Below are 22,199 nucleotides of genomic sequence, written 5' to 3'. Positions count from 1 at the left end.
CCTGCCGCCGGCCATGGACGGGGCCACGCGCACCACTACCACGGCAGGCGTTCGCCGCGGTAGCTGAAGAACTCGCCCGAATCCTGCGGCCCCAGGCCCGCCAGCACGCCGAGCAGGCGCTCGGCGGCCTGCGCCGGGTGCTGCACCTGCAGGCCGGCCTTGGCAAAGGGGGCGGACAGCCCGGTATCGACCGTGCCCGGATGCAGGGCCACGCAGACCGCCACCGGATTGCGCCGGCGCAGCTCGATGGCCGCGGTGCGCACGAGCTGGTTGAGCGCCGCCTTCGAGGCGCGGTAGGCATACCAGCCGCCGAGGCGGTTGTCGCCGATGCTGCCGACCTTGGCCGACAGGGTGGCGAACACTGCCCGCCCGCTTGTCGGCAGCAGCGGCAGGAAATGCTTCATCAGCAGCGCCGGGCCGATGGCATTGATGGCGAAGGCATGGGCGAGATGGGCCGGATCGAGCTGACGCAGGCTCTTCTCGGGCTGGATGCCTTCGCCGTGCAGGAAACCGGTGGCATCGAACACCAGGCGCGGCACGCCGCGGCCGGCGACGATGCGGGCGCAGGCGGCGATGCTGGCCTCGTCACGCAGCTCGAGCCCCGGCGTGCTGGCGCGGCCGAACACCAGCACCTCGGCGAAGGCCGGGTCGGCCTGCAGCGCCGCGGCCAGCGCGCCGCCGATGCCGCCACCGCCTATCACCACGGCGAGCGCAGGAGCGTGCTCCGCCTGCGACGCGAGCTGCACACGCCCCTGCGCCGCGCCGCTCATGTCGCCTCCCGCCTCGCGCTGGAGCCCGCGCCCGCCTCGTCCAGCACTGCGTCGCGCCCCTCTTCCACCGCATGGCAGGCCACCCGCTGGCCCGGGTCGAGCATACGCAGCGCCGGCGCCTCGCTGCGGCAACGCGCATCGGCGAGCGGGCAACGGGGATGGAAGCTGCAGCCCGGCGGCGGCGTGATCGGGTTGGGCACCTCGCCGCGCACCAGCTCCTCGCGCTGGCCGCGCATGGCGAGGCTGGGGATGGTCGCCAGCAGCATGCGGGTGTAGGGATGGCGCGGGCGCTCGAACAGCCTGCGACTGGGGGCGAGCTCGACGATGCGGCCGAGATACATCACGCCGACCTGGTTCGCCATGTGGCGCACCACCGCGAGGTCGTGGCTGATGAAGAGGTAGGTGAGGCCGAGCGCGTCCTGCAGGTCGCGCATCAGGTTGAGGATCTGCGCCTGCACCGAGACGTCCAGCGCCGAGGTCGGCTCGTCGCACACCAGGAACTCCGGCCGGTTGGCCAGCGCCCGTGCGATGCAGATGCGCTGGCGCTGGCCGCCGGAGAACTCATGCGGATACTTGCTGCCATCGGCAGGCGACAGCCCGACCTGGCTCAGCAGCTCGGCGACGCGGGCGCGGATCGCGGCGTCGTCGCTTTCCAGGCCGAAAACGCGGATCGGCTCGGCGATGATGCGCGCCACCCGCCAGCGCGGATTGAGGCTGGCGTAGGGATCCTGGAAGATCATCTGGAAGCGGCGGCGCAGCTTCTGGCGCTCGGCCGCGCGGGTGACCAGGGCGAGGTCGCGGCCATCGAACACGATGCGCCCGGCCGACGGCTCGTAGAGGCCGACGATCAGCCGCGCCACGGTCGACTTGCCGCAGCCCGACTCGCCCACCAGGGCGAAGGTCTCGCCGCGCGCGATGTCGAAGGAGACACCATCGACCGCCTTCAGCCAGCGCCGCGGCTCGCGCTCGAACAGGCGGTTGAGGAAGGGCCTGGAGACGTCGAAGGCGCAGCGCAGGTCCTCGACGCGCAGCAGCGGCCGGGCCTCGGGCTCGCGCGCCGCCCGCTCGACGCGGGGCGCTGGCTGTTCGCCCGCTGGCAGCAGCGCTGCACCGGGCGCCTGCACCTCATCCACCGCCAGTGGCGGAGCGGGCGTTTCCACTGCGGGCTGATGGGTCAGGCCCTCGGCGGTCTCGACCGCCTCCCTGTCCTCTTGCTTGGCCTTGTTCAGCGCCCGCTCGATGATGCTCATGCCTCGCCTCCCGACGCGCTGGCCGCAGCCGCCACCCCGGCTGGCGCGGCCTGCTCGCCGTCATACAGCCAGCAGGCCGCGCGCGTCGCGCCGGCCGCCATCAGATCGGGCCGCTCGCGCCGGCAGCGCTCGAAAGCCTCCGCGCAGCGCGGGTTGAAGGCGCAGCCGGCGGGGACGGCATTCAGGCGCGGCATGGCGCCGTCGATCTGCACCAGCCGGCGCACGTCGGCGCCCAGCACCGGGATGGAGCCCATCAGGCCGCGGGTGTAGGGGTGCGCGGGGCGCCGCGCCACCGCCTCCACCGGGCCGATCTCGGCCAGGCGACCGGCATACATCACGGCGACGCGGTCGGCGGTCTCGGCGATCACGCCCATGTCATGGGTGATCAGCATCACCGCGGTGTGGTGCTGCCGGCACAGCCGGCGCAGCAGGGCGATGATCTGCGCCTGCACCGAGACGTCGAGCGCGGTTGTCGGCTCGTCGGCGATGATCAGCTCGGGCTCGGCGCACAGCGCCAGCGCGATCACCACGCGCTGGCGCATGCCGCCGGAGAACTGGTGCGGGTAGTGGTCGATGCGCTGGCGCGGCGCCGGGATGCCGACCTCGTCGAGCAGCTCGATCGCGCGCTCGCGCGCCTGCCGATCCGACAGCTCGAGGTGGGTCTGCATGGTCTCGACCAGTTGCCGGCCCACCGTGTACAGCGGGTTGAGGCTGGTGAGCGGGTCCTGGAAGATCATCGCGATGCGGCGCCCGCGCAGGCGGCGCATGCGCTCGGCCGGCAGGGCGTGGATGGGCGCGCCGTCGAGCAGGATCTCGCCGCCGGCGATGCGCCCGGGTGGCTCGAGCAGGCCGATGATGGCGGCGCCGGTGAGCGACTTGCCGGCGCCCGACTCGCCGACCACGCCCAGCACCTCGCCACGCGCGATGTCGAAGGAGACGTCGTCGATCGCCACCAGGGTGCCGCGCCGCGACGGAAACTCGACGCGCAGCTTGCGCACCGACAGCAGCGGCACGCCCTCGCGCGCCGGCACCTGGTACACCGCGGGCGACCTCGCTCTCATCGGCGTAGCCTCGGGTTGAGCGCGTCGCGCAGCCAGTCGCCGAGCAGGTTCACCGCCAGCGCGAGCAGCAGCAGGGTGAGGCCGGGGAAGAACACGATCCACCACTCACCCGAGAACAGGAAGTCCTGGCCGACGCGGATCAGCGTCCCCAGGCTGGGCTGCGTGGGCGGCACGCCGACGCCGAGGAAGGACAGCGTCGACTCGAGGATGATCGCCAGCGCCAGGCCGATGGTGGCGATCACCAGCACCGGCCCCATCACGTTGGGCAGGATGTGGCGCAGCAGGATCGTCCGTGCCGGCACGCCGATCACGCGCGCGGCCTGCACGTACTCCTTGTTCTTCTCGGCCAGCGTCGAGCTGCGCGCGGTGCGCGCGTATTGCACCCAGTCCGACAGGCCGATCGCCACCACCAGCACGTAGATCGCCATCCTGTCCTGCAGCGCCGGCGGCACCACGCCCTTGAACACGCCGAAGATCAGCAGCGCCACCAGGATCGCCGGAAAGCTCAGCTGCACGTCGGCGATGCGCATGATCAGGCTGTCGACCCAGCCGCCGCGGTAGCCGGCGATGAGGCCGAGGCTGATGCCGAGCAGCGCGGCGAAGGCCACCGCGGCAAAACCGACCAGGATCGACACGCGCGAACCGTACAGGATGGCCGAGAACAAATCGCGGCCCTGGGCGTCGGTGCCGAGCCAATACACGTTGCCGGTGAATTCGTTGGCCTGCATCGGCCGCGTGAAGCCATCCATCAGGTTCAGCGTGGCGGGGTCGAAGGGGTTGTGCGGCGCGATCACCGGCGCCAGCAGGGCGGCAGCGAAGATCACCAGCGTCACCAGCGCCGAGACCAGCGTCACCGGCGAATGGGTGAAGCTGTAGAAGAGGTCGCTGTCGATCAGGCGCGCCCAGCGCGAACCCCGGGCTTCGGTGCGCGAAGCCTGCTCGGCCGGGGCCGGCGCCCCGGCGCCAGGTGGCGACGCGGGGCCGGAGGACGATGGATGCGGGGTGGAAGTCATGCTCGAATCCGGAGCCGGTGGCCTGCTCAGTGCCCGCGCCCGGTGCGCTGCACGCGCAGGCGCGGATCGACGACGAAGTACAGCAGGTCGACGATCAGGTTGATGACGACGAAGATCAGCGCGATCAGCACCAGGTAGGCGGCCATCACCGGAATGTCGACGAACTGCACCGCGGTGATGAAGAGCAGGCCCACGCCCGGCCACTGGAACACCGTCTCGGTGATGATGGCGAAGGCGATGATCGAGCCGATCTGCAACCCGGTGATGGTGATCACCGGCAGCAGGGTGTTCTTGAGCGCATGGCCGAAATGCACCGCGCGGTCGCTCAAGCCGCGCGCACGCGCGAACTTGATGTAGTCGGTGCGCAGCACCTCGAGCATCTCGGCGCGCACCAGGCGCATGATCAGCGTGAGCTGGTACAGGCCGAGGGTGATCGCCGGCATGATCAGCGACTTCAGCCCCGAGGTCGTCAGCAGGCCGGTGGTCCACCCGCCGAGCGCGACCACCTCGCCGCGGCCGAAGGCGGGCAGCACCTTCAGCTCCACCGCGAACACGTAGATCAGCAGGATGCCGATCAGGAAGGTGGGCAGCGACACCCCCACCAGCGACAGCCCCATGATCGCGTGGCTCAACCAGCCGTCACGGCGCAGCGCGGTATACACGCCGAGCGCGATGCCGATCACGAGCGCGCCGACGCCCGAGATCAACGCCAGCTCGAGCGTCGCCGGCAGGCGCTCGGCGATCACGTCCGCCACCGGCCGCGCCATGCGGTAGGAGACGCCGAACTCGCCGCGCGCGGCGTTGGCGACGAAACGGAAGAACTGCACCGGCACCGCGTCGTTGAGCCCGAGCGACTCGCGCAAGGCCTCGCGCTCGGCCATCGTCGCCTCCTGACCGACCATGTTGTTGATGGGGTCGCCGATGAAGCGGAACAGGCCGAAGGACACCAGCGCCACCGTCAGCATGACGAGGACGGACTGCAGCAGGCGGCGCAGGATGAAAGCGAGCATCAGGGCCTTGAGGTAGGACGCGTCGGGCGCGACGGATCGGAGCAGAAGCCTGCGGGGCGCCGTGTGCCGCCTCGAGGGCGGGCACGGCGCGGGCGCTCACTTCTTGAACTTCAGCAGCTTGAAGTAGGGGTAGTTCTCGGACTGCACCGGGAAGTCGATGTTGTCCTTCATCGCCCAGTTCAGCATCTGGTGGTGGATCGGCAGATAGACCACATCGTCCTGCACCGTCTTCCACACCTCGGCGACCATCCCGGCGCGCTTGCCCGGGTCGATCTCGCGGGTCATCGCGGTGACCAGCTCATCGACGCGCGGGCTGGAATAGCCGCTGAAGTTCCACGAGCCGCCCTTGTCGCTCTTGGTCTCGAACAGGTAGTGGAAGACGTAGTGCGAGTCCATCGTCGGCACGCCCCAGCCGAGCATGTAGAGGTCGTACTCGCCCTTGGGCAGCTCGGCGAAGTGGATGCTCTTGGGCTGGGCGCTGAGCCGGGCGCGCACGCCGATCTGGCCGAACATGCCGGTCACCGCCTGGCAGATCGCCTCGTCATTGACGTAGCGATCGTTCGGGCAGGCGAGCGTCACCGCGAAGCCGTTCGGGTAGCCCGCCTCGGCCAGCAGGGCCTTGGCACGCGCGACGTCGGTCGCCGGCACCACGTCCATCGCCTTGTCGTAACCATCGATGAAGGGCGGCGCGACGATGCCGGCGGGCACCGACTGGCCGCGCATCACCACGCGCTGGACCGCCTCGCGGTTGATGGCGATGTTCATCGCCTCGCGCACGCGCTTGTCCGCAAACGGATTCTTGCCCTTGACGTCAGAGCTGCGCAGCTCCGGCAAGGCCTGCTGCATGCCGAGGAAGATCGTGCGGTTCTCCGGCCCGGAGCGCACCACCAGCCCGCTGGCGGCGGACAGGCGCTCGAGGTCCTGTACCGGCGGATCGAGCAGGAAGTCGAGCTCGCCCGACAGCAGCGCGGCGACGCGGGTCGCGGCCGAGCGCACCGGCGTGAACACGACCTTGCTGACCTCCATCGGGAAGGTCCCCTTGCCCCAGTAGTCCTCGTTGCGCTCGAGCTCGGTGCGCACGTCGGGCTCGCGCCTGACCAGGCGGAAGGGGCCGGTGCCGTTGGCGTTGCGCACCGCGAAGGTCTCGTCGCCGGCCTTGTAGTTCTGCGGCAGGGTCACCTTGTTGGCCTCGGCCCACTCGCGGTCCATGATGAAAAGATTGGTGAGGTTGTTCGGCAGCAGCGGGTTGGGGCCGTCGGTGCGCAGGTGCACGGTATGGTCATCGACCTTGATCACCTCGACCACGGTGGTCAGCAGGCCCTTCATGTCCGAGTTCTCGTGCTTGGCGCGCATGATCGAGAACACCACGTCGTCGGCGGTGAAGGGGTTGCCGTTGTGGTACTTCACCCCCTCGCGCAGCTTGAACTCCCACACCGTCGGGTCGTCGGTGATGCGCCACGAGGTCGCCAGCCGCGGCGCCAGCTTCATCTGCTGATCGCGGAACACCAGCGAGTCATACACCTGGTGGTTCATGACGTGGGTCGGGCCCTCGTTCTGCGAGTGCGGGTCCATCGTCAGGGCATCGCCGGCGGCGGCCCAGCGCACGGTTTCGGCGGCGGCCGGGCCGGCGGCCAGTGCGGCGAGGGCGGCGGTCGCGATCGACAGTGCAGCGGCAACACGGGGGGTCTTCATTCGTGGCATCTCCGGGTAGGGGTGGATGGCTGCAGACAGGCCCGGCGATTGTTGCATCGCCGGCCTGCGCGGCATAGCCCGACGACGACGTGATACGGGTAATCCACGACGCCGGGTGCGGCCCGTGACGCTCAGCCCAGCCAGCGCCCGAGCGTGCCCATCGCGATGGTCAGGAAACCAAGCGTCAGGTTGGTGCCCACCAGTTGCCGGATGCGGCCCAGCGCCGCGCCACCCGCCTTCCAGTTCTCGGCGGCGACCGCCTTGCCCAAGGCCGCATACGGCACGAAAAACACGTAGACGTAGATCGCGATCATCACCAGCCCCATCAGCAACATGAGGTGCTGGTAGAGCGGCGCCGCGGCGAAGCCGAGGCGCAGGATCAGCGCCAGCCCGCTCGCCAGCACCGCGGCCACCGCCACCCACACCCAGCTGAAGAAGCGCGCCAGCACGCCGCGCCACAGGCGCAGCCGCGGCGCAGGCTCAAGCTGGCTGGCGGCCTCGGGACGCAGGCAGACGTAGGCGAAGAACATGCCGCCCACCCAGACGGCGACGCCGGTGATGTGCAGGAACAGCAGGAAGGGGTGGATGATCACGGCCAGTCGCTCCGGTTCGATGAAGTCATGCCCGATTGTGCCGGAAACGGACAGGGCTGCGCGCCCGGCGCCCTGCGGGCGCCCTCACCACCCCAATGGCAGGTGCACCAGATCGGCGGGCTCGTCGATGTCATGGAGCATCGGCAGCCGGGTGCACGACCAGCCCAGCGCATCGAGCCGCGCCAGCGTGGTGGCCGCCACGACAGGCGTGCTCCAGGCGATGTCCTCGAACAGGCTGGCATCGAAGCGGCGCAGCCCCAGCAAGGCATAGCCGCCGTCGGCGGTGGGGGCGATGACCGACGCCGTCTCGCGCAGCGCCTTCGCCGCCTGGCGCAGGCAGGCCGCATCCAGCCCGGGGCAGTCGGTGCCAATCAGCAGGACGGCCTCGCCCGCGCTCAGGACGCGCTGCGCCGCGCCTGCCATGCGCGCACCGAGATCGCCCTCGCCCTGCGCCGTCCGCACCACGTCATCGGGCAGGTCGATCCCGCGCCAGGCGGTGTCGGCAGGAGCGGGCGAGGCGCACAGCTCGACCGCCCCGACGCCGCTCACCAGGGCTTCGCCAAGGGCATGTGACAGCATGCGCGCCGCCAGCGCCGCCGCACCCTCCTCGCCGAGCACGGGCACCAGCCGCGTCTTGGCCAGCCCGGCGCGCGGCGCCTTGGCGAACACGACGATGCGCAGCGTCCTCACCGGTAAGCCTGGGCCAGCGCCTCGGCCGGCACGCCGCGCCAGTAAGCCCAGCGCAAGCGCCACATCAGCACGATCGTGCGCCACACGCCACGCTGTTCCCAGCGTCGGCCGGAGGTCGCGACCCGCAGCCGCAGGCAGACCGGCCGCGCGCGCCGCAGCAGGCGGCGCGACAGCTCGATGTCCTCCATCAGCGGCTGCAGCGGAAAGCCACCCACCGCGTCGAACGCCTCCCGCCGCACGAACATCGCCTGGTCGCCGGTGGCGATGCCGGTCAGCCGCGAGCGCAGGTTCATCAGCGTGGCGACGACGCGCAGCATCGGCGCGCGCCCGCTGATGTGGACGTCGAAGCGCCCCCAGGCACGACCTGGATTGGCAAGCGCCGCGCCCACCGCTGCGTCCGCGTCCGCCGGCAGGCGGGTATCCGCATGCAGGAACAGCAGCAGTTCGCCGCCCGCCTTCGCGGCCCCTGCGTCCATCTGCCGCGCGCGACCGCGCTCGCTCTCCACCACCATGAAACCCGCGGCGCGCGCCATGTCGGCTGAGCCGTCCGTGCTGCCGCCATCGACCAGCAGCACCTCGCAGCCACGCGCGCGCCAGTGCCCCAGATGCGACAGCAACGCCGGCAGCACCGCCGCCTCGTTCAACATCGGCACGATGATGGACAAGGCCATGCCCTCAGTCCCCGAGTGCGCCACCGCAGCTCGAGCCATTGCCTGCGGTGCAGCCATAGCAGTGCGCGGCGACCCGGATCGGGGCACCGTCGACATCGGTGCGCAGCAGGTCGCGCAGGTGGTGGGGACCGACCTCTGCCCCGCCTCCCATCGGCAGGTCGAGCTGCTGGTTGAAGTCACAATCGTAGAGCCGCCCCAGCCAATCCACGCTGATCAGCGAGCGGCACATGACCTGCGCCAGGTTGGCGGCGCGGTGCTGCTCCTTGAGCAGGCGCAGGTAGCCGTTGAACTGCCCCTTCGAGATCAGCATCGAGCCGAAGCGCTGGATCGGCATATTGGCGAGCGCATACAGGCTGTTGAAGACAATGCCGAAATGGGCACCCAGTTCGCGCTTGTAGTCCGCCTCGAGCGCCGGCTGGGGCGGCGGCAACACGGCCCCCTGCGGGTTGTAGACCAGGTTCAGCACCCGGCCCGAGCCTTCGCGCCCGTAGCCGAGCGCATTGAGGCGCTGCAGCGCGGCGATGCTCTTGTCGAACACGCCCTTGCCGCGCTGGCGATCGACGTTGTCCGCCGAATAGCAGGGCAGCGACGCCACCACCTCGACCTCGTTGTCGGCGAGGAACTCGGCGAGGCCTTCCTGGCCCGGCTCGAACAGGATGGTGAGGTTGCAGCGGTCGATCACCTTTACGCCGCGCGCACGCGCGGCGCGCACCAGGTCGCGAAAACCCGGGTGCAGCTCCGGCGCGCCGCCGGTCAGGTCGAGGGTGCCGATGCCGCGTGCCGCAAGCACCTGCGGGATCAGCGCCATGGTGTCGCTGTCCATCATTTCGGTGCGCCCGGGGCCGGCATTGACGTGACAGTGCACGCAGGACTGGTTGCAGCGGTAGCCCAGATTGACCTGCAACGTGGCCGTCGCCTCGCGACGGATGGCCGGAAAGTCGGAGGACTGGAGCAGCGGGAGCGTGGCGTGCATGTGCGGTCTCGGTCGGAAGTTCGGTAACAATGGGGGCGAAACATCGACGCCATCGGCTGGCGCGACGGAACCCGCGCGGTCGAGTCCGTCTCTTTGTCGTTCCAGATTCGGAAAATCTTACGATGAAGCAGTTCCCCGGCAGGCGATGAGAATTACGGCATGGCGATGAAGCGACTCGTCCTCGTCGGCGGCGGCCACGCCCAGCTCGCCGTGCTGCGCGCGCTCGCCCGCACACGGCCCCAGGGCCTTGAAACCGTGCTGGTCACGCCTTCGCCCTGGCAATACTACTCGGGCATGCTGCCGGGCTGGATGGCCGGACACTACCGCGAGGAGGACTGCCGCATCGACCTGCGCCCGCTCGCCGACGCGGCCGGCGCGCGCCTGCTGATCGGGGCAGCGACCGCGCTCGAGGCCGACCGCCGCCAGTTGCGCTTCGAGCAGGCCCCGGCCGATGGCGGCGGGCCCGCCGACAGCCTCCCCTACGACCTGCTGTCACTCGACATCGGCAGCGAAACCGACACCGCGGCGCTGGCCGGCCTCGCCGCGGGCCGCCTGCTCGCGGTCAGGCCGCTGCCTGCCTTCTTCACCGCCTGGCCCCGGGTGGTCGACACCGCGCGCGCCACCGCAGGCTTTCGCCTGTGCGTCGTCGGCGGCGGCGCCGCCGGCGTCGAGCTGGCCCTGGCCGCCGCACAAGCCTTGCGCAAGCACGCCACGACGGCGCAGATCGCGCTCGTGTGCCCGCCCGCCGGCTTGCTCGATGGCCATGCCGAGGGCGTGCGCCGCCGGGTACTGCGCCAGCTTGTCGCCGCCGGCATCACCGTGCATCTGCAGCGCGCCGTAGGTGAAGCCGACGGCCTGCGCCTCGTCGGCAGCCCGGCGTCGCACACGCTGCCGCCCGGCGGCCGCCTGCAGGCCGAATCTTGCCCGCAGCCCGACGACCGCCTGCTGCCGGCCGACTGCGTGCTCGCCGCCACCGGCGCCCGCCCGCAGGCCTGGCTGCGCCGCAGCGGGCTCGCCTGCACGGCGGCCGGCTGGGTGCGGGTCGACGCCCACCATCGCAGCCTCTCCCACGCCGAGGTGTTCGCCGCCGGCGACGTCTGCGCGCGCACCGACCGCGCGCTGGCCCGCTCCGGCGTACATGCGGTGCATGCCGGCCCGATACTCGCCGCCAACCTGCTCGCCACCCTCGACGGCCGCCCGCCGCGCGCCTATGTGCCGAAGCCGCGCTCGCTGTACCTGATCGCGTGTGGCCCGCGCTACGCGATCGCGTCCTGGGGCCCATGGTCGGCCGAAGGCGGCTGGGTGTGGCGATGGAAGGACTGGATCGACCGCGGCTTCATCCGCCGCCACCGCGACGCGGCCGCGGCTCGTCGGTAAGAAATCGGGCCGCTGCAGCGACAATGCGCCATCCTCCCTGTCCGAGTCCGCCATGCGCAAACTCCTGTTGCTGTTCCTGCTCCTCGCGCTGGCCGCCGCCTTCTTCGCCCTCGACCTGCACCAGGTCCTGACCATCGACGGCATCAAGGCCGGCATGAGCCAGTTCGCCGCCTGGCGCGACGCCTCGCCGCTGCTGGTGGCGGGCGCCTACTTCGTGCTCTACGTCATCGTCACCGCGCTGTCGCTGCCCGGCGCGGCAGTCATGACGCTGGCCGGCGGCGCGCTGTTCGGCCTCGGCTGGGGGCTGGTGATCGTGTCCTTCGCGTCTACGATCGGCGCCACCCTCGCCTTCCTGGTCTCCCGCCACCTGCTGCGCGACAGCGTGCAGGCACGTTTTGGCGACCGCCTTGCGGCGATCAACGACGGCATCGCGCGCGACGGCGCCTTCTACCTGTTCACGCTGCGCCTGGTGCCGGTGTTTCCGTTCTTCCTCATCAACCTGTTGATGGGGCTGACGCCGATCCGGCTGAAGACCTTCTACTGGGTCAGCCAGCTCGGCATGCTGGCGGGCACGCTGGTGTACGTGAACGCCGGCACCGAGCTTGCCCGCATCAAAGACCTGAGCGGCATCCTGTCGCCGGGGCTGCTGCTGTCCTTTGCCCTGCTCGGCATCTTTCCGCTGCTCGCGCGCAAAGCCTTGGCCTGGTTGCAGGCGCGCCGGGTGTATGCGCGCTGGCAGCGGCCGGCGCGCTTCGAGCGCAACCTGGTGGTGATCGGCGCCGGCGCCGCCGGCCTGGTCACCGCCTACATCGCCGCCGCGGTGAAGGCGAAGGTGACGCTGGTCGAGGCGCACAAGATGGGCGGCGACTGCCTCAACACCGGCTGCGTGCCGAGCAAGGCGCTGATCCGCAGCGCGAAGCTCGCCCATCAGATCCGTCATGCGAGCCACTACGGCCTGGACACCGCCGAGCCCAGCTTCAGCTTCCGCACGGTGATGGCGCGCGTGCACGCGGTGATCCGCCGGATCGAGCCGCACGACAGCATCGAGCGCTATACCGGGCTGGGCGTCGAGGTGATGCAGGGCCATGCGCGCGTGGTCGATCCGTGGACGGTGGAGGTGGCACTGAACGACGGCGGCACGCGGCGCATCACCACGCGCAGCATCGTCATCGCCGCCGGCGCCCGCCCAGCCGTGCCGCCGCTACCCGGGCTGGATGCGGTCGGCTACCTGACCAGCGACACGGTGTGGGAGGCCTTCGCGCGGCTGGACGCACCGCCGCGCCGGCTGGTGGTGCTGGGCGGCGGGCCGATCGGCTGCGAGCTGGCGCAGTGCTTCGCGCGCCTCGGATCGCAGGTCACGCTGGTCGGGCGTGCGCCGCAGCTGCTGCCGCGCGAGGATGAGGAGGTCGCCGCCTTCGCCCACGCCAGCCTCGAGCGCGACGGCGTGCAGGTGCTGACCGGCTGCGAGGCGCTGCGCTGCGAGCGCGAGGACGCGCCGGACGGCCCCCGCAAATTCATCGTCGTCGGCCGCGCCGGCGAGCAGCTGCGGATCGCGTTCGACGCGCTGTTGTGCGCCGTGGGCCGCGTGGCCCGCCTCGACGGCTACGGGCTGGCCGAGATCGGCATCCCGGTCCAGCAGACCGTGCTCACCAACGACTACCTCGAGACCCTCTACCCCAACATCTACGCCGCGGGCGACGTCGCCGGCCCCTACCAGTTCACCCACCTCGCCGCGCACCAGGCCTGGTATGCCGCGGTCAATGCGCTGTTCGGCAACCTGAAGCGCTTCAAGGTCGATTACCGCGTCGTGCCGCACACCACCTTCATCGACCCCGAGGTCGCGCGTGTCGGCCTCAACGCGCGCGAGGCGCGCGAGCGCGGCATCGCCTTCGAGGTGACGCGCTACGGTCTCGACGACCTCGATCGCGCCATCGCCGACGGCGCCGACCACGGCTTCGTCAAGGTGCTGACCGTGCCGGGCAAGGACCGCATTCTGGGTGCGACCATCGTCGGCGAGCACGCCGGCGAACTGCTGGCCGAATTCACCCTGGCGATGAAGCACGGCCTGGGGCTGAACAAGATCCTCGGCACCATCCACACCTACCCGACCCTGTCCGAGGCCAGCAAGTATGCCGCCGGCGAATGGAAGCGGGCGCACGCGCCGCAGCGCGTGCTCGGCTGGCTGGCGCGCTATCACGCCTGGCGGCGCGGCTGAGTGCGGGCAGCGCGCGCGGCGGCGAAAACCTGCCGCGGCGCGCCAGCGACGGTGTGGGCGGATCCCTGCCCCAGGGACCACGGCCTCAGGCCTTCTGGTAACGGGTCCGGCTCGCCAGCAGCAGGCCGACCACCGAGGCGGCGCCGGTGATCACCCAGGTCCAGTGCCAGCCACCGGCGACGCCCGCCACCCAGGCCACCAGCGGCGGGCCAAGAAACTGGCCGGTGGATGAGCACTGCTGCATCCAGCCGACGGTGGTCGACACCGTGTGCTCGTTGGGCGCCACATGCACCGCGAGCGCGAACAGCGTCGCCGGAATCAGGCCGCCGATCGCCGAGAAGAGCACCACCGCGACATAGCGCGCGATCGGCGCCTCGACGGTGAGCGGGCTGAAGGCGAGAAAGGCGGTCAGCGCCATGGCCACGAAGCCGGCGTACTGGAGGTGGCGTGCACACACGCCGCGATGCAGCAGGCGCCCGGCGGCGACGTTGCCGGTGACGTTGGCCAGGCACACGAATGCCGTCAGCAGCCCCGCCACCTGCCCGGACAGGCCGGCCTGGGCATAGATCGCCGGCAGGAAGCCGATCACCGCCAGCCACTGGCTGGAGTACATCGAAAAGGTGATCGCCACCCGCCACGGCCCCCAGCTGGTGAGCGTGTCGCGCAGCCGCGCCCACCAGCGCACGGGCAGGGCCACAGCCGCAGGGGGCGCGGCAGCCGCGGCCACCGCACGGCGCGCTCGGTCGGACGGCACCCGCCACGCCAGCCAGGCAACCACAGTCAGGGACACCAGCCCCAGCGTCACCCACAGGCCCTGCCAGCCGGCCAGGCTCATCAGCGCAGGGCCGCCCGCCAGCACCAGCGCGGTACCGGTCGCCATGTAGGTGCCCCACAGCCCCAGGTGCAGCGCCAGCCTGCTCGGCGGCACGAGCTGGCGAATCAGGCTGGGCACCGGCAGCACCACGAGCAGGAAACCGAAGCCTTCCACCGCACGCAGCACCAGCAGTTCGGCCGGCTGCGTCGCCCACGCACCTGCCAGGCTGGCCAGCGCCAGCGTGAGCTGGCCCAGCAGCATGCTGCGGCGCAGGCCGAAACCGTCGGCCGCCAGGCCGATGAACACGCCGGTGAGCATGCCCGCCATCTGCACCATCGACAGCAGGAAGCCGGCCTCGATCAGGCTGACGCCGAGCGCATCGCGCAGCACCGGAATCGCCGGCGGCATCTTGCCGATGTGCAGCGCGGCCACCATGCCGGCGGCGATGACGATGAAGGCGGGCGGCACGCGCCCGACCCATGACGGCGCGGCGCCTTGGTGCGCCAGCGTGCTTGCTTTGCTGCCCTGCATTGCTTCTTCCCCCTGCTGCCCAGGAAGCGCGCCGCCGCCGGCGCGCATCAACACGACTGATTCGAAAGCGCGAGAGCATAGCCGCGATCCTCGCCCTGCGTCGCGCCCGGCGCCCGCCCGCGCCCCCACGACAGGGTCCGCGCAGGCTTGGTCCGCGCCGGCGAGCGGAGTACAGTCCGCGCACTTCCACGCACCCGGCACGCCGCACCATGACCGCCCAGCCCCCCGAGATTCGCCCCGAGCAATCCATCGAGCTGCTCAAGCAGCTCCACATCCTCACCCGCGACGGCAAGCTCAACCAGGACAGCCGGCGCAAGTTGAAGCAGGTCTATCACCTGTACCAGTTCATCGAGCCGCTGCTCGTCGAGGCGCTCGCCCACCGGCCCGACATCCAGCTCGTCGACCATGGCGCCGGCAAGTCCTACCTCGGCTTCATCCTGCACGACCTGTTCTTCAAGCAGCACGCGCCGGCCGGCCGCATCCACGGCATCGAGACGCGCGACGAACTGGTAATGAGCTCGCGCCGCCTCGCCGACAAGCTGGGCTTCTCGGCCGGCATGCGCTTTCACAAGCTGAGCGTGGCCGAGTCGATCCACTCGGAGCGGCTCCCCGAGCGCATCGACGTCGTCACCGCGCTGCATGCCTGCAATACCGCCACCGACGACGCCATCCGCTTTGCGCTCGAGAAGCGTGCCCGCTTCATCGTGCTCGTGCCCTGCTGCCAGGCCGAGGTCGCCAGCGTGCTGCGGCAGAACAAGCAGCAGGCCCTGCGCCAGCCGATCGCCGAGCTGTGGCGCCACCCGATCCACACGCGCGAATTCGGCAGTCACGTCACCAACGTGCTGCGCGGCCTGCAGCTCGAATCCCACGGCTACCAGGTGAGCGTGACCGAGCTGGTGGGCTGGGAGCACTCGATGAAGAACGAGCTGATCATCGCCAGCTACAAGGACCTGCCGCGCCGCCGGCCGGCCGAACGCCTCACCGCGCTGCTGCACACGCTGGGGCTGGAGGCGCTCGCCGAGCGCTTCTTCACCGGCGCGCCCGCCACCGCGGACTGAGCCCCCCGCCGGCGCGCCGCCGTGCAGGAATGCGCAGGCGCCGCCTGGCGTCGGGAATAGAATCCGGGACAACGCAAGAATCACTGCAGCGCATGCTGTGAGGCGCATGTGCGCGAGTTCGGCGGCCGTCGGCCCGCACTGCGGTAAGGAAGGGCACGATGTTCAGGAACCCAGTCACCGCCACCATCAGTCTCCTGCTGCTGATCGCCGCGGTGTTGCTGGCCTCCCTGCTGCCGAGGGGTGAAGCCACCCCACCCGACCCGCCCGCGGCGGCCTCGGAGTCGGTGCGCGTGCTTCGCTTCGGCTACAACATCCCGGTCGACAGTGCCCTGCACGAGGCGGCCGCGCGCTTTGCCGAGGAGGTGGCCGAGCGCAGCCAGGGCCAGATCCGGGTGGTGCTCTACCCGGCGCAGCAGCTCGGCACCGACGACCAGATGCTGGAGATGGCCCGCCTGGGCGAGCTCGACCTGCTGCTGACCCCTACCGCCAAGATCAGCGTCGCCGTGCCGGCAATGCAGTACGCCGACCTGCCGTTCTACTTCCCCACCCGCGAAGACCTGTACGAGATGCTCGACGGCGAGCCGGGACGCATGCTGCTCGACAAGCTGCGCGCGATCGATCTCGTCGGCGTGACCTTCTGGGAGAACGGCTTCAAGCACTTCACCGCGACGCGAGCGCTGCGACGCGTGGAGGACTTTGCCGGGCTTCCCATGCGTGTGATGAAGAGCCGCCTGCTGATCGAGCAGTTCCGGGCCCTGGGCGCGCACCCGATCTCGATCGACTTCCATGCGCTGCGCCAGGCCCTGGCCGACGGCGTGGTCGAGGGGCAGGAGAACCCGCTGGTCGCCATCACCAGCATGGGCCTGCATGAGGTGCAGCCCCACCTGACCCTGAGCAGCCACGGCTACCTCGGCTACGTGTTCATGATCAGTGCGCGCGTGTTCGACACCCTGCCCTCGTCCACCCAGCAGCTGCTGATCGACACCGCCCGTGCCCTGACGCCCTGGGAGCGTGAGCAGACCCATCGCCGCGAGGCCGTGCTGCTGGAGACGATCCGCCAGGCCGGCGTCAGCATCCACACCCTCGACGAGGCCGAGCGCGCGCGCTTCGCCACCGCCACCGCGCATATCGCGGAGCGCTTCGAGCACGACATCGGCCCGCAGCTGCTCGCGCTCAGCGAGGAGTTGCTCGAGCACAAGTACGGCCGCGGCCAGCACATCGTGATCGGCCTGAGTGCCGACCTGTCACAGGACTGCAGCGTCGCCGGAACGGGGCTCAGGCGCGGAGCGACACTCGCCATCGACGAGATCAATGCCGCAGGCGGGGTGCTCGGCCAGCCCCTCAAGCTGATCGTCCGCGATCATCGCGGTCGGCCCGCCGTCGGCGCGAACAACCTGCGCCACTTCGCCGCCCGTGCCAACGTGGTGGCCATGCTCGCCGGCGTGCAGGGCGACGTCGTCGCCGCCGAGCGTGCGGTGGCCGAGGAGACCGGCCTGCCCCTGCTCGTGGTGGGGGCGGCCGGCACCGGCTCGACGGCTGACGGCGCGCAATCCTGCCGGATGTGGGGCGTCACGACCAACGACGACCCGGCCAGGCTCGACCCGGGCCGGCTGTCGAGCTTCAGCCTGGTGGACGGCCCGCGGCCCGCCGCCGTCGAGCTGAGCAGGCGCTACCTGGCACGCTATGCCGCCGGCGACGCAGGCGCGGTCACGGCACCACAGGCGGTGGTCCGGGCCCATGAGCGGGTTCACCTGCTCGCGCGCGCAATCACCCGGGCCGGCACCACCGAACGCAGCGCCGTGCGCCGCGCCCTCGAACAGCTGGCCGGGCACGACGGCGCGGTGCGGCACCCGGCGCTCGCCTTGCCCGCCGACCGCCACGACGCGCTGGGGCGAGCCGACGGCCACCGGGTGCGCCTCGCCGACGACAGCGCGCGCATCGCGCGCGAACCCTGAAGCCGATCATGTCGCGCTCCCCGCCAGACCGCCTGCCCGCCCCGCCACCGCGCCGCAGCCTCAAGCAGCGCCTGGTGCTGCAGGTGTCGGGCTTCGTCGCCTCCACCATGATCCTGGCGACGGCGATGGTGGCAGTGCTGCTCGACGGCCACCTCAAGCGCCAGGTCCACGGCACCCTGCTCGATGTCGGGCGCTTCTCGCAGGCCCTGCTCGAGCAGCGCATCGCCTATCTGGTCGAGAACACCGAGCGCCTGGCCGACAACCAGCTCGTCATCAACGGCCTCATCGATCCGCGTGGCAGCGAGGCCTACCTGCCCAGGCTCGCGGAGAACTTCGCCGAGGGGCGCGACGTCGCCACGTTCTCGCTGGTGGACTTCGACGGCCGGCCGCTGTACCAGGCGCGTGGCCGCGTGGCCGACTACAACGCCTCGCCCGCGCTGCGCCGTGCGCTCGCCCTCGGCCGCCGCGCCCTCTTCATCACGCCCGACAGCGACCACCTCGCGGTCGTGGTGCCGATCGTGTTCTACGACACGGTGCAGGGCGCGGTGGTGGTGGAGTTCGACCTCCGGGCGATCAGCCTGCGCCAGCCACTCAACGACCCGCGGGCCTACTTCCGGCTGTCTGCCGAAGGGCGTGAGTTGCTCGCCCACAACCATGTGGCGGACGCGCGCTACATCAGCCAGTCGCTCGCGCCCGACGCCCGCGCGCCCTTGCTGCAGGCGCTCGGCCTGCAGCTCGAGGTCGGCATCCCGGAGACCATGCAGCGCAACGCGGTATGGACGGTGGTGCGCAGCGTGCTGCTGCTGAGTGCCCTGCTGACCCTCATCGCGGTGTTCCTGTCGGCCTGGATCGGCAACTCGATCGCCAGCCCCATCCTCGCGCTCTACCGGCGGGTGCAGTCGAACCGGACGCCACAGGAGCTGGGCGCGCCGCTGGGCACGGACGACGAACTCGAATCGCTCGCGCGTGGCTTTGCCGAGCGCACCGCCGAACTGCATGCCATCCAGAGCGAGCTCGAAGCCCGCGTCGCGCAACGCACTGCCGAGCTGCAAGCCACGGCGGCCCAGCTCGAGGACGCCAACCGCGCCAAGTCGGCCTTCCTCGCCAACATGAGCCACGAGATCCGCACGCCCTTGAACGTGATCATCGGCATGGTGCACCTGACCCTCAACAGCGCGCTGACCGAGCACCAGCGCAACTACCTGAGCAAGGTCCACCGCTCGGCCGAGTCGCTGCTCGGGCTGATCAACGACATCCTCGACTTCTCGCGCATCGAGGCGCGCAAGCTGACGATCGAGCAGGTCGACTTCTCGCTGCGCGACGTGCTCGCCGACTTCGCCAGCATGGTCGGCCTGAAGGCCGAGGAGAAGGCGCTCGAGCTGCTGCTCGACGTCCCGCCGGGCCTGCCCTGCCAGCTTGTCGGCGATCCGCTGCGCCTGAGCCAGATCCTGACCAACCTCGGCTACAACGCGGTGAAGTTCACCGAGCGGGGCGAGATCGTGCTGCGGGTGCGCGTCGCCGCCGACGCCGCGGGCGAGGCCGACCTGCCGACCCCCGACTGCGCGCCCGGCCCGCTGGTGCTGCACTTCAGCGTGCGCGACACCGGCATCGGCATCAGCGCCGAACAGCAGGCGCGGCTGTTCCAGCACTTCAGCCAGGCCGACGAGTCGACCACGCGGCGCTATGGCGGCACCGGCCTGGGCCTGGCCATCTCCAGGAACCTGGTCGAAATGATGGGCGGCCGGATCTGGGTCGACAGCACGCCCGGCGCGGGCAGCACCTTCCACTTCACCCTCCCCATCGTCTGCCGTGGCCAGGAGGCGAGCCCGGCGCTGGCCACCCGCGCCGACCTCGACGGCCAGCGCGTCCTCGTCGTCGATGACAACGACAGCGCGCGCGAAGTGCTCGCCCACATGCTCGAGGCGCTCCACTTCAAGGTGGCGACCGCGGCCAGCGGCCCCGAGGCGATCACCGCCATCCGCCACGCGTGCGAGCGCGGCGAGCCGTTCGGCATGGCCTTCATCGACTGGATCATGCCCGACATGGACGGGCTGGAATGCGTGCAGCACATTCGCACCGGCCACGCGGCCGAGAGCGTGCCCAAGCTGCTCATCGTCACCGCGCGCGACGTGCATGGGCTCCCGCCCGAGAGCGGGGCGGATGGCCTGCTGGCCAAGCCGGTCACGCCCTCCAGCCTGCTCGAGGCCATCCTCGCCGCGCATGGCAAGGCAGCGACGCTGCGCCCTCATCGTGGCCTGCGCGACGAGGCCTTGCACGCGCTCCACGCGAAACTGCGCGGTGCCCATCTGCTGCTGGTCGAGGACAACGAGCTCAACCAGGAACTGGCGATCGACCTGCTCGCCAATGCCGGCATCAGCGTACGGGTGGCCGGCAATGGCCGCGAGGCACTCGACTGGCTCGAGCGCGAGTCCTTCGACGGCGTGCTGATGGACCTGCAGATGCCGGTGATGGATGGTTACGCCGCGACGCAGGCCATCCGCCAGCGCGGCATGAAGGCCCTGCCGGTGATCGCGATGACCGCCAACGTCATGGCCGGCGATCGCGACAAGGCCATGGCGGCCGGCATGGACGACCAGATCGGCAAACCCCTCGATGTGGGCCAGATGTTCCACACCATTGCGCGCTGGGTCACGCCGCGTGTGCGCGCGGCCGCGCCGGCTGCCGCGCGCATCACCCCGGGCAGCCGGCCAGCCACGGCGGTCCCGCTGCCGACGGCGGCGCTGCCCGGCATCGACCAGGCGCAGGGCCTGCACCACGCCGGCGACAACCCGGCACTGTACGCGCACATGCTGCAGTTGTTCGTCAGCGGCCAGCATGATGCGCTGGCGCGCTTCCACACGGCGCTGGCCGCCGGCGACCGCGACGCGGCCAGCCGCATTGCGCACACGCTCAAGAGCGTGGCGGCCAGCATCGGCGCACAGCCCTTGTCCGCCAGCGCCCAGGCGCTCGAGTCCGCCTGCCGGGCGGGCGCGCCAGACCACGACCTCGCCCCCCTCGCTGCCGCCGTCGACGCGGCGCTTGGCCCGCTGCTGCAAGCACTGGCACACTGCGCGGCGGCGCCCGCGGCGCTGACGACGGAGACCGCACAGGTCGATGGCGATGCGGTGCTGGCAGCGCTGTCGGAGCTGCGTCGCCTGCTGGCACGCAGCGACACCGACGCCGTCGAGGCGATGGCCCGGTTGCGCACGCTGACCGACGGGCAGGACCTGCGCATCGACACGCTGGCGCAACACGTCACCCGCTTCGACTTCGACAGCGCGCTGCGCCTGCTCGACGCCGCGATGACGGACTGGCAGGCGCGCTGGGCCCCTCAACCCACCAAGACCGTTGAACTGCAGGACAGGCGATGACAGCCGAGAACAGGAAACAGAGCATCCTGATCGTCGATGACACCCCGGACAACATCGAGATGCTGCGCCAGCTGCTGCGCGCCGACTACACGGTGCACGCCGCGCTGTCGGGCGCCAAGGCGCTGGAAATCGCCCACGCCGACCCGCAACCGGACATCATCCTGCTCGACATCATGATGCCGGCCATGGACGGCTACGAGGTCTGCCGCCGGCTCAAGCGCGACCCGGCCACCGAGCATATCCCGGTGATGTTCGTCAGCGCCCTCGACCAGACCGGCGACGAAGCCATCGGCCTCGAACTCGGCGCCGTCGACTACGTGCGCAAGCCCTACGAACCGGTGCTGGTGAAGGCGCGCCTGCGCAACCACCTGGCGCTCAAGCGCTACGAGACCGAACTCGAGCAACTGGTCGAGGCCCGCACCGCCGAGCTCAACCTCACCCAGCAGGTCACCATCGAGGCCCTGGCCTCGCTCGCCGAGTACCGCGACACCGAGACCGGCAGCCACATCAAGCGCACCCAGCACTATGTGCGTGCGCTGGCCACCTACCTGAGCCGGCACGGCCCCTACCAGCCCCTGCTCGACCCCTCCACGGTCGAGCTGATGTACCGCTGCGCGCCGCTGCACGACATCGGCAAGGTCGCGGTCCGCGACGTCGTGCTGCTCAAGCCCGGCAAGCTCACCGAGGCAGAGTTCGAGGAGATGAAGCAGCACGTCATCTACGGCAGCAAGGCCCTCGAGGTCGCCAGTGGCGAGCACGGCGCCAGTTCCTTCCTCAAGCTCGCGCGCGAGCTCATCCTCGGTCATCACGAGCGCTGGGACGGCAAGGGCTATCCGCACGGCCTCAGGGGCGAGGACATCCCACTGCCGGGGCGCCTGATGGCGATCGCCGACGTCTATGACGCGCTCATCAGCCGGCGGGTGTACAAGCCCGCCTTCCCGCATGACAAGGCGGTCGCCCTCATCGCCGAGGGGCGCGGCACGCAGTTCGACCCGGTGATCCTCGACGCCTTCCTCGTGATCGCCGACGAGTTCAGGCGCATCGCGCTCGCCTATGCCGACGAGGAGCTGGCCCCCGACCAGGCAGCCGGGGCCGATACGCGCTCATGAGCGCGCGCAAACGGCGCATTTGACGTCTAGACTGAAGGAGACTTCA

Annotated in this window: 17 protein-coding genes; 6 read left to right on the top strand and 11 right to left on the bottom strand. The window is 70.7% G+C overall.

Annotated elements, in window-relative coordinates:
* Window positions 1-35: 35 nt before the first annotated feature.
* The 10 genes from ACMV5O_RS10660 to arsS form a co-directional block, all read right to left on the bottom strand.
* A complete protein-coding gene (locus tag ACMV5O_RS10660) occupies window positions 36-770 on the bottom strand; it encodes an SDR family NAD(P)-dependent oxidoreductase (protein ID WP_416163442.1) in 735 nt (244 codons plus the stop codon).
* Window positions 767-2,020, bottom strand: a complete 1,254-nt coding sequence (locus ACMV5O_RS10655; RefSeq protein ID WP_416163441.1) for an ABC transporter ATP-binding protein — start codon at window positions 2,018-2,020, stop codon at window positions 767-769. The genes ACMV5O_RS10660 and ACMV5O_RS10655 overlap by 4 nt, the downstream gene beginning before the upstream one ends.
* On the bottom strand, window positions 2,017-3,081 hold the full coding sequence (locus ACMV5O_RS10650) for an ABC transporter ATP-binding protein (RefSeq protein ID WP_416163440.1): 1,065 nt from the start codon (window positions 3,079-3,081) through the stop codon (window positions 2,017-2,019). The genes ACMV5O_RS10655 and ACMV5O_RS10650 overlap by 4 nt, the downstream gene beginning before the upstream one ends.
* Window positions 3,078-4,094 carry an ABC transporter permease gene (locus ACMV5O_RS10645; RefSeq protein WP_416163439.1) on the bottom strand — a complete coding sequence of 339 codons (1,017 nt, stop codon included), beginning with the start codon at window positions 4,092-4,094 and terminating at the stop codon, window positions 3,078-3,080. The genes ACMV5O_RS10650 and ACMV5O_RS10645 overlap by 4 nt, the downstream gene beginning before the upstream one ends.
* Window positions 4,095-4,120: 26 nt before the next feature.
* On the bottom strand, window positions 4,121-5,104 hold the full coding sequence (locus ACMV5O_RS10640) for an ABC transporter permease (protein WP_416163438.1): 984 nt from the start codon (window positions 5,102-5,104) through the stop codon (window positions 4,121-4,123).
* Window positions 5,105-5,200: 96 nt separating this feature from the next.
* The gene (locus ACMV5O_RS10635; protein ID WP_416163437.1) at window positions 5,201-6,796 is read right to left on the bottom strand and encodes an ABC transporter substrate-binding protein; all 1,596 of its coding nucleotides are present in this window, start codon (window positions 6,794-6,796) and stop codon (window positions 5,201-5,203) included.
* Window positions 6,797-6,927: 131 nt separating this feature from the next.
* Window positions 6,928-7,389 (bottom strand): CopD family protein, encoded by a 462-nt coding sequence (locus ACMV5O_RS10630; RefSeq protein WP_416163436.1) that lies wholly within the window; start codon window positions 7,387-7,389, stop codon window positions 6,928-6,930.
* An 84-nt stretch (window positions 7,390-7,473) separates the two neighbouring features.
* Window positions 7,474-8,079: a TIGR04282 family arsenosugar biosynthesis glycosyltransferase gene (locus ACMV5O_RS10625; protein WP_416163435.1), complete on the bottom strand. Its 606-nt coding sequence runs from the start codon at window positions 8,077-8,079 to the stop codon at window positions 7,474-7,476.
* Window positions 8,076-8,750, bottom strand: a complete 675-nt coding sequence (locus ACMV5O_RS10620) for a TIGR04283 family arsenosugar biosynthesis glycosyltransferase (protein WP_416163434.1) — start codon at window positions 8,748-8,750, stop codon at window positions 8,076-8,078. Before ACMV5O_RS10620 ends, ACMV5O_RS10625 begins: the two co-directional genes overlap by 4 nt.
* A gap of 4 nt (window positions 8,751-8,754) precedes the next feature.
* The gene (gene arsS / locus ACMV5O_RS10615; RefSeq protein WP_416163433.1) at window positions 8,755-9,723 is read right to left on the bottom strand and encodes an arsenosugar biosynthesis radical SAM (seleno)protein ArsS; all 969 of its coding nucleotides are present in this window, start codon (window positions 9,721-9,723) and stop codon (window positions 8,755-8,757) included.
* Window positions 9,724-9,882: 159 nt separating this feature from the next.
* Here arsS and ACMV5O_RS10610 point away from each other — a divergent pair, with 159 nt between their 5' ends.
* Together ACMV5O_RS10610 and ACMV5O_RS10605 are read left to right on the top strand one after the other, a co-directional pair.
* Window positions 9,883-11,100 (top strand): FAD-dependent oxidoreductase, encoded by a 1,218-nt coding sequence (locus ACMV5O_RS10610; RefSeq protein WP_416163432.1) that lies wholly within the window; start codon window positions 9,883-9,885, stop codon window positions 11,098-11,100.
* Window positions 11,101-11,152: 52 nt separating this feature from the next.
* Window positions 11,153-13,315: an FAD-dependent oxidoreductase gene (locus ACMV5O_RS10605; protein WP_416163431.1), complete on the top strand. Its 2,163-nt coding sequence runs from the start codon at window positions 11,153-11,155 to the stop codon at window positions 13,313-13,315.
* Between the two features lie 85 nt (window positions 13,316-13,400).
* On the opposite strand, the gene ACMV5O_RS10600 is transcribed toward ACMV5O_RS10605, so the two are convergent.
* Window positions 13,401-14,660, bottom strand: a complete 1,260-nt coding sequence (locus ACMV5O_RS10600; protein ID WP_416163430.1) for a CynX/NimT family MFS transporter — start codon at window positions 14,658-14,660, stop codon at window positions 13,401-13,403.
* 209 nt (window positions 14,661-14,869) lie between these two features.
* Here ACMV5O_RS10600 and ACMV5O_RS10595 point away from each other — a divergent pair, with 209 nt between their 5' ends.
* From ACMV5O_RS10595 to ACMV5O_RS10580, 4 genes are all read left to right on the top strand, one after another.
* Window positions 14,870-15,718 (top strand): class I SAM-dependent methyltransferase, encoded by an 849-nt coding sequence (locus tag ACMV5O_RS10595; protein ID WP_416163429.1) that lies wholly within the window; start codon window positions 14,870-14,872, stop codon window positions 15,716-15,718.
* Window positions 15,719-15,876: 158 nt separating this feature from the next.
* Window positions 15,877-17,673, top strand: coding sequence for a DctP family TRAP transporter solute-binding subunit (locus ACMV5O_RS10590; RefSeq protein WP_416163428.1), 1,797 nt, complete (start codon window positions 15,877-15,879; stop codon window positions 17,671-17,673).
* Between the two features lie 8 nt (window positions 17,674-17,681).
* A complete protein-coding gene (locus ACMV5O_RS10585) occupies window positions 17,682-21,044 on the top strand; it encodes a response regulator (protein ID WP_416163427.1) in 3,363 nt (1,120 codons plus the stop codon).
* Window positions 21,041-22,153 (top strand): HD-GYP domain-containing protein, encoded by a 1,113-nt coding sequence (locus tag ACMV5O_RS10580; protein ID WP_416163426.1) that lies wholly within the window; start codon window positions 21,041-21,043, stop codon window positions 22,151-22,153. The genes ACMV5O_RS10585 and ACMV5O_RS10580 overlap by 4 nt, the downstream gene beginning before the upstream one ends.
* Window positions 22,154-22,199 lie beyond the last annotated feature (46 nt).

Source organism: Thauera sp. WH-1, assembly GCF_047806685.1.
In the GTDB taxonomy this organism is placed as follows: Bacteria; Pseudomonadota; Gammaproteobacteria; order Burkholderiales; family Rhodocyclaceae; genus Thauera.
This window is presented reverse-complemented; position numbering and strand designations above follow the sequence as displayed.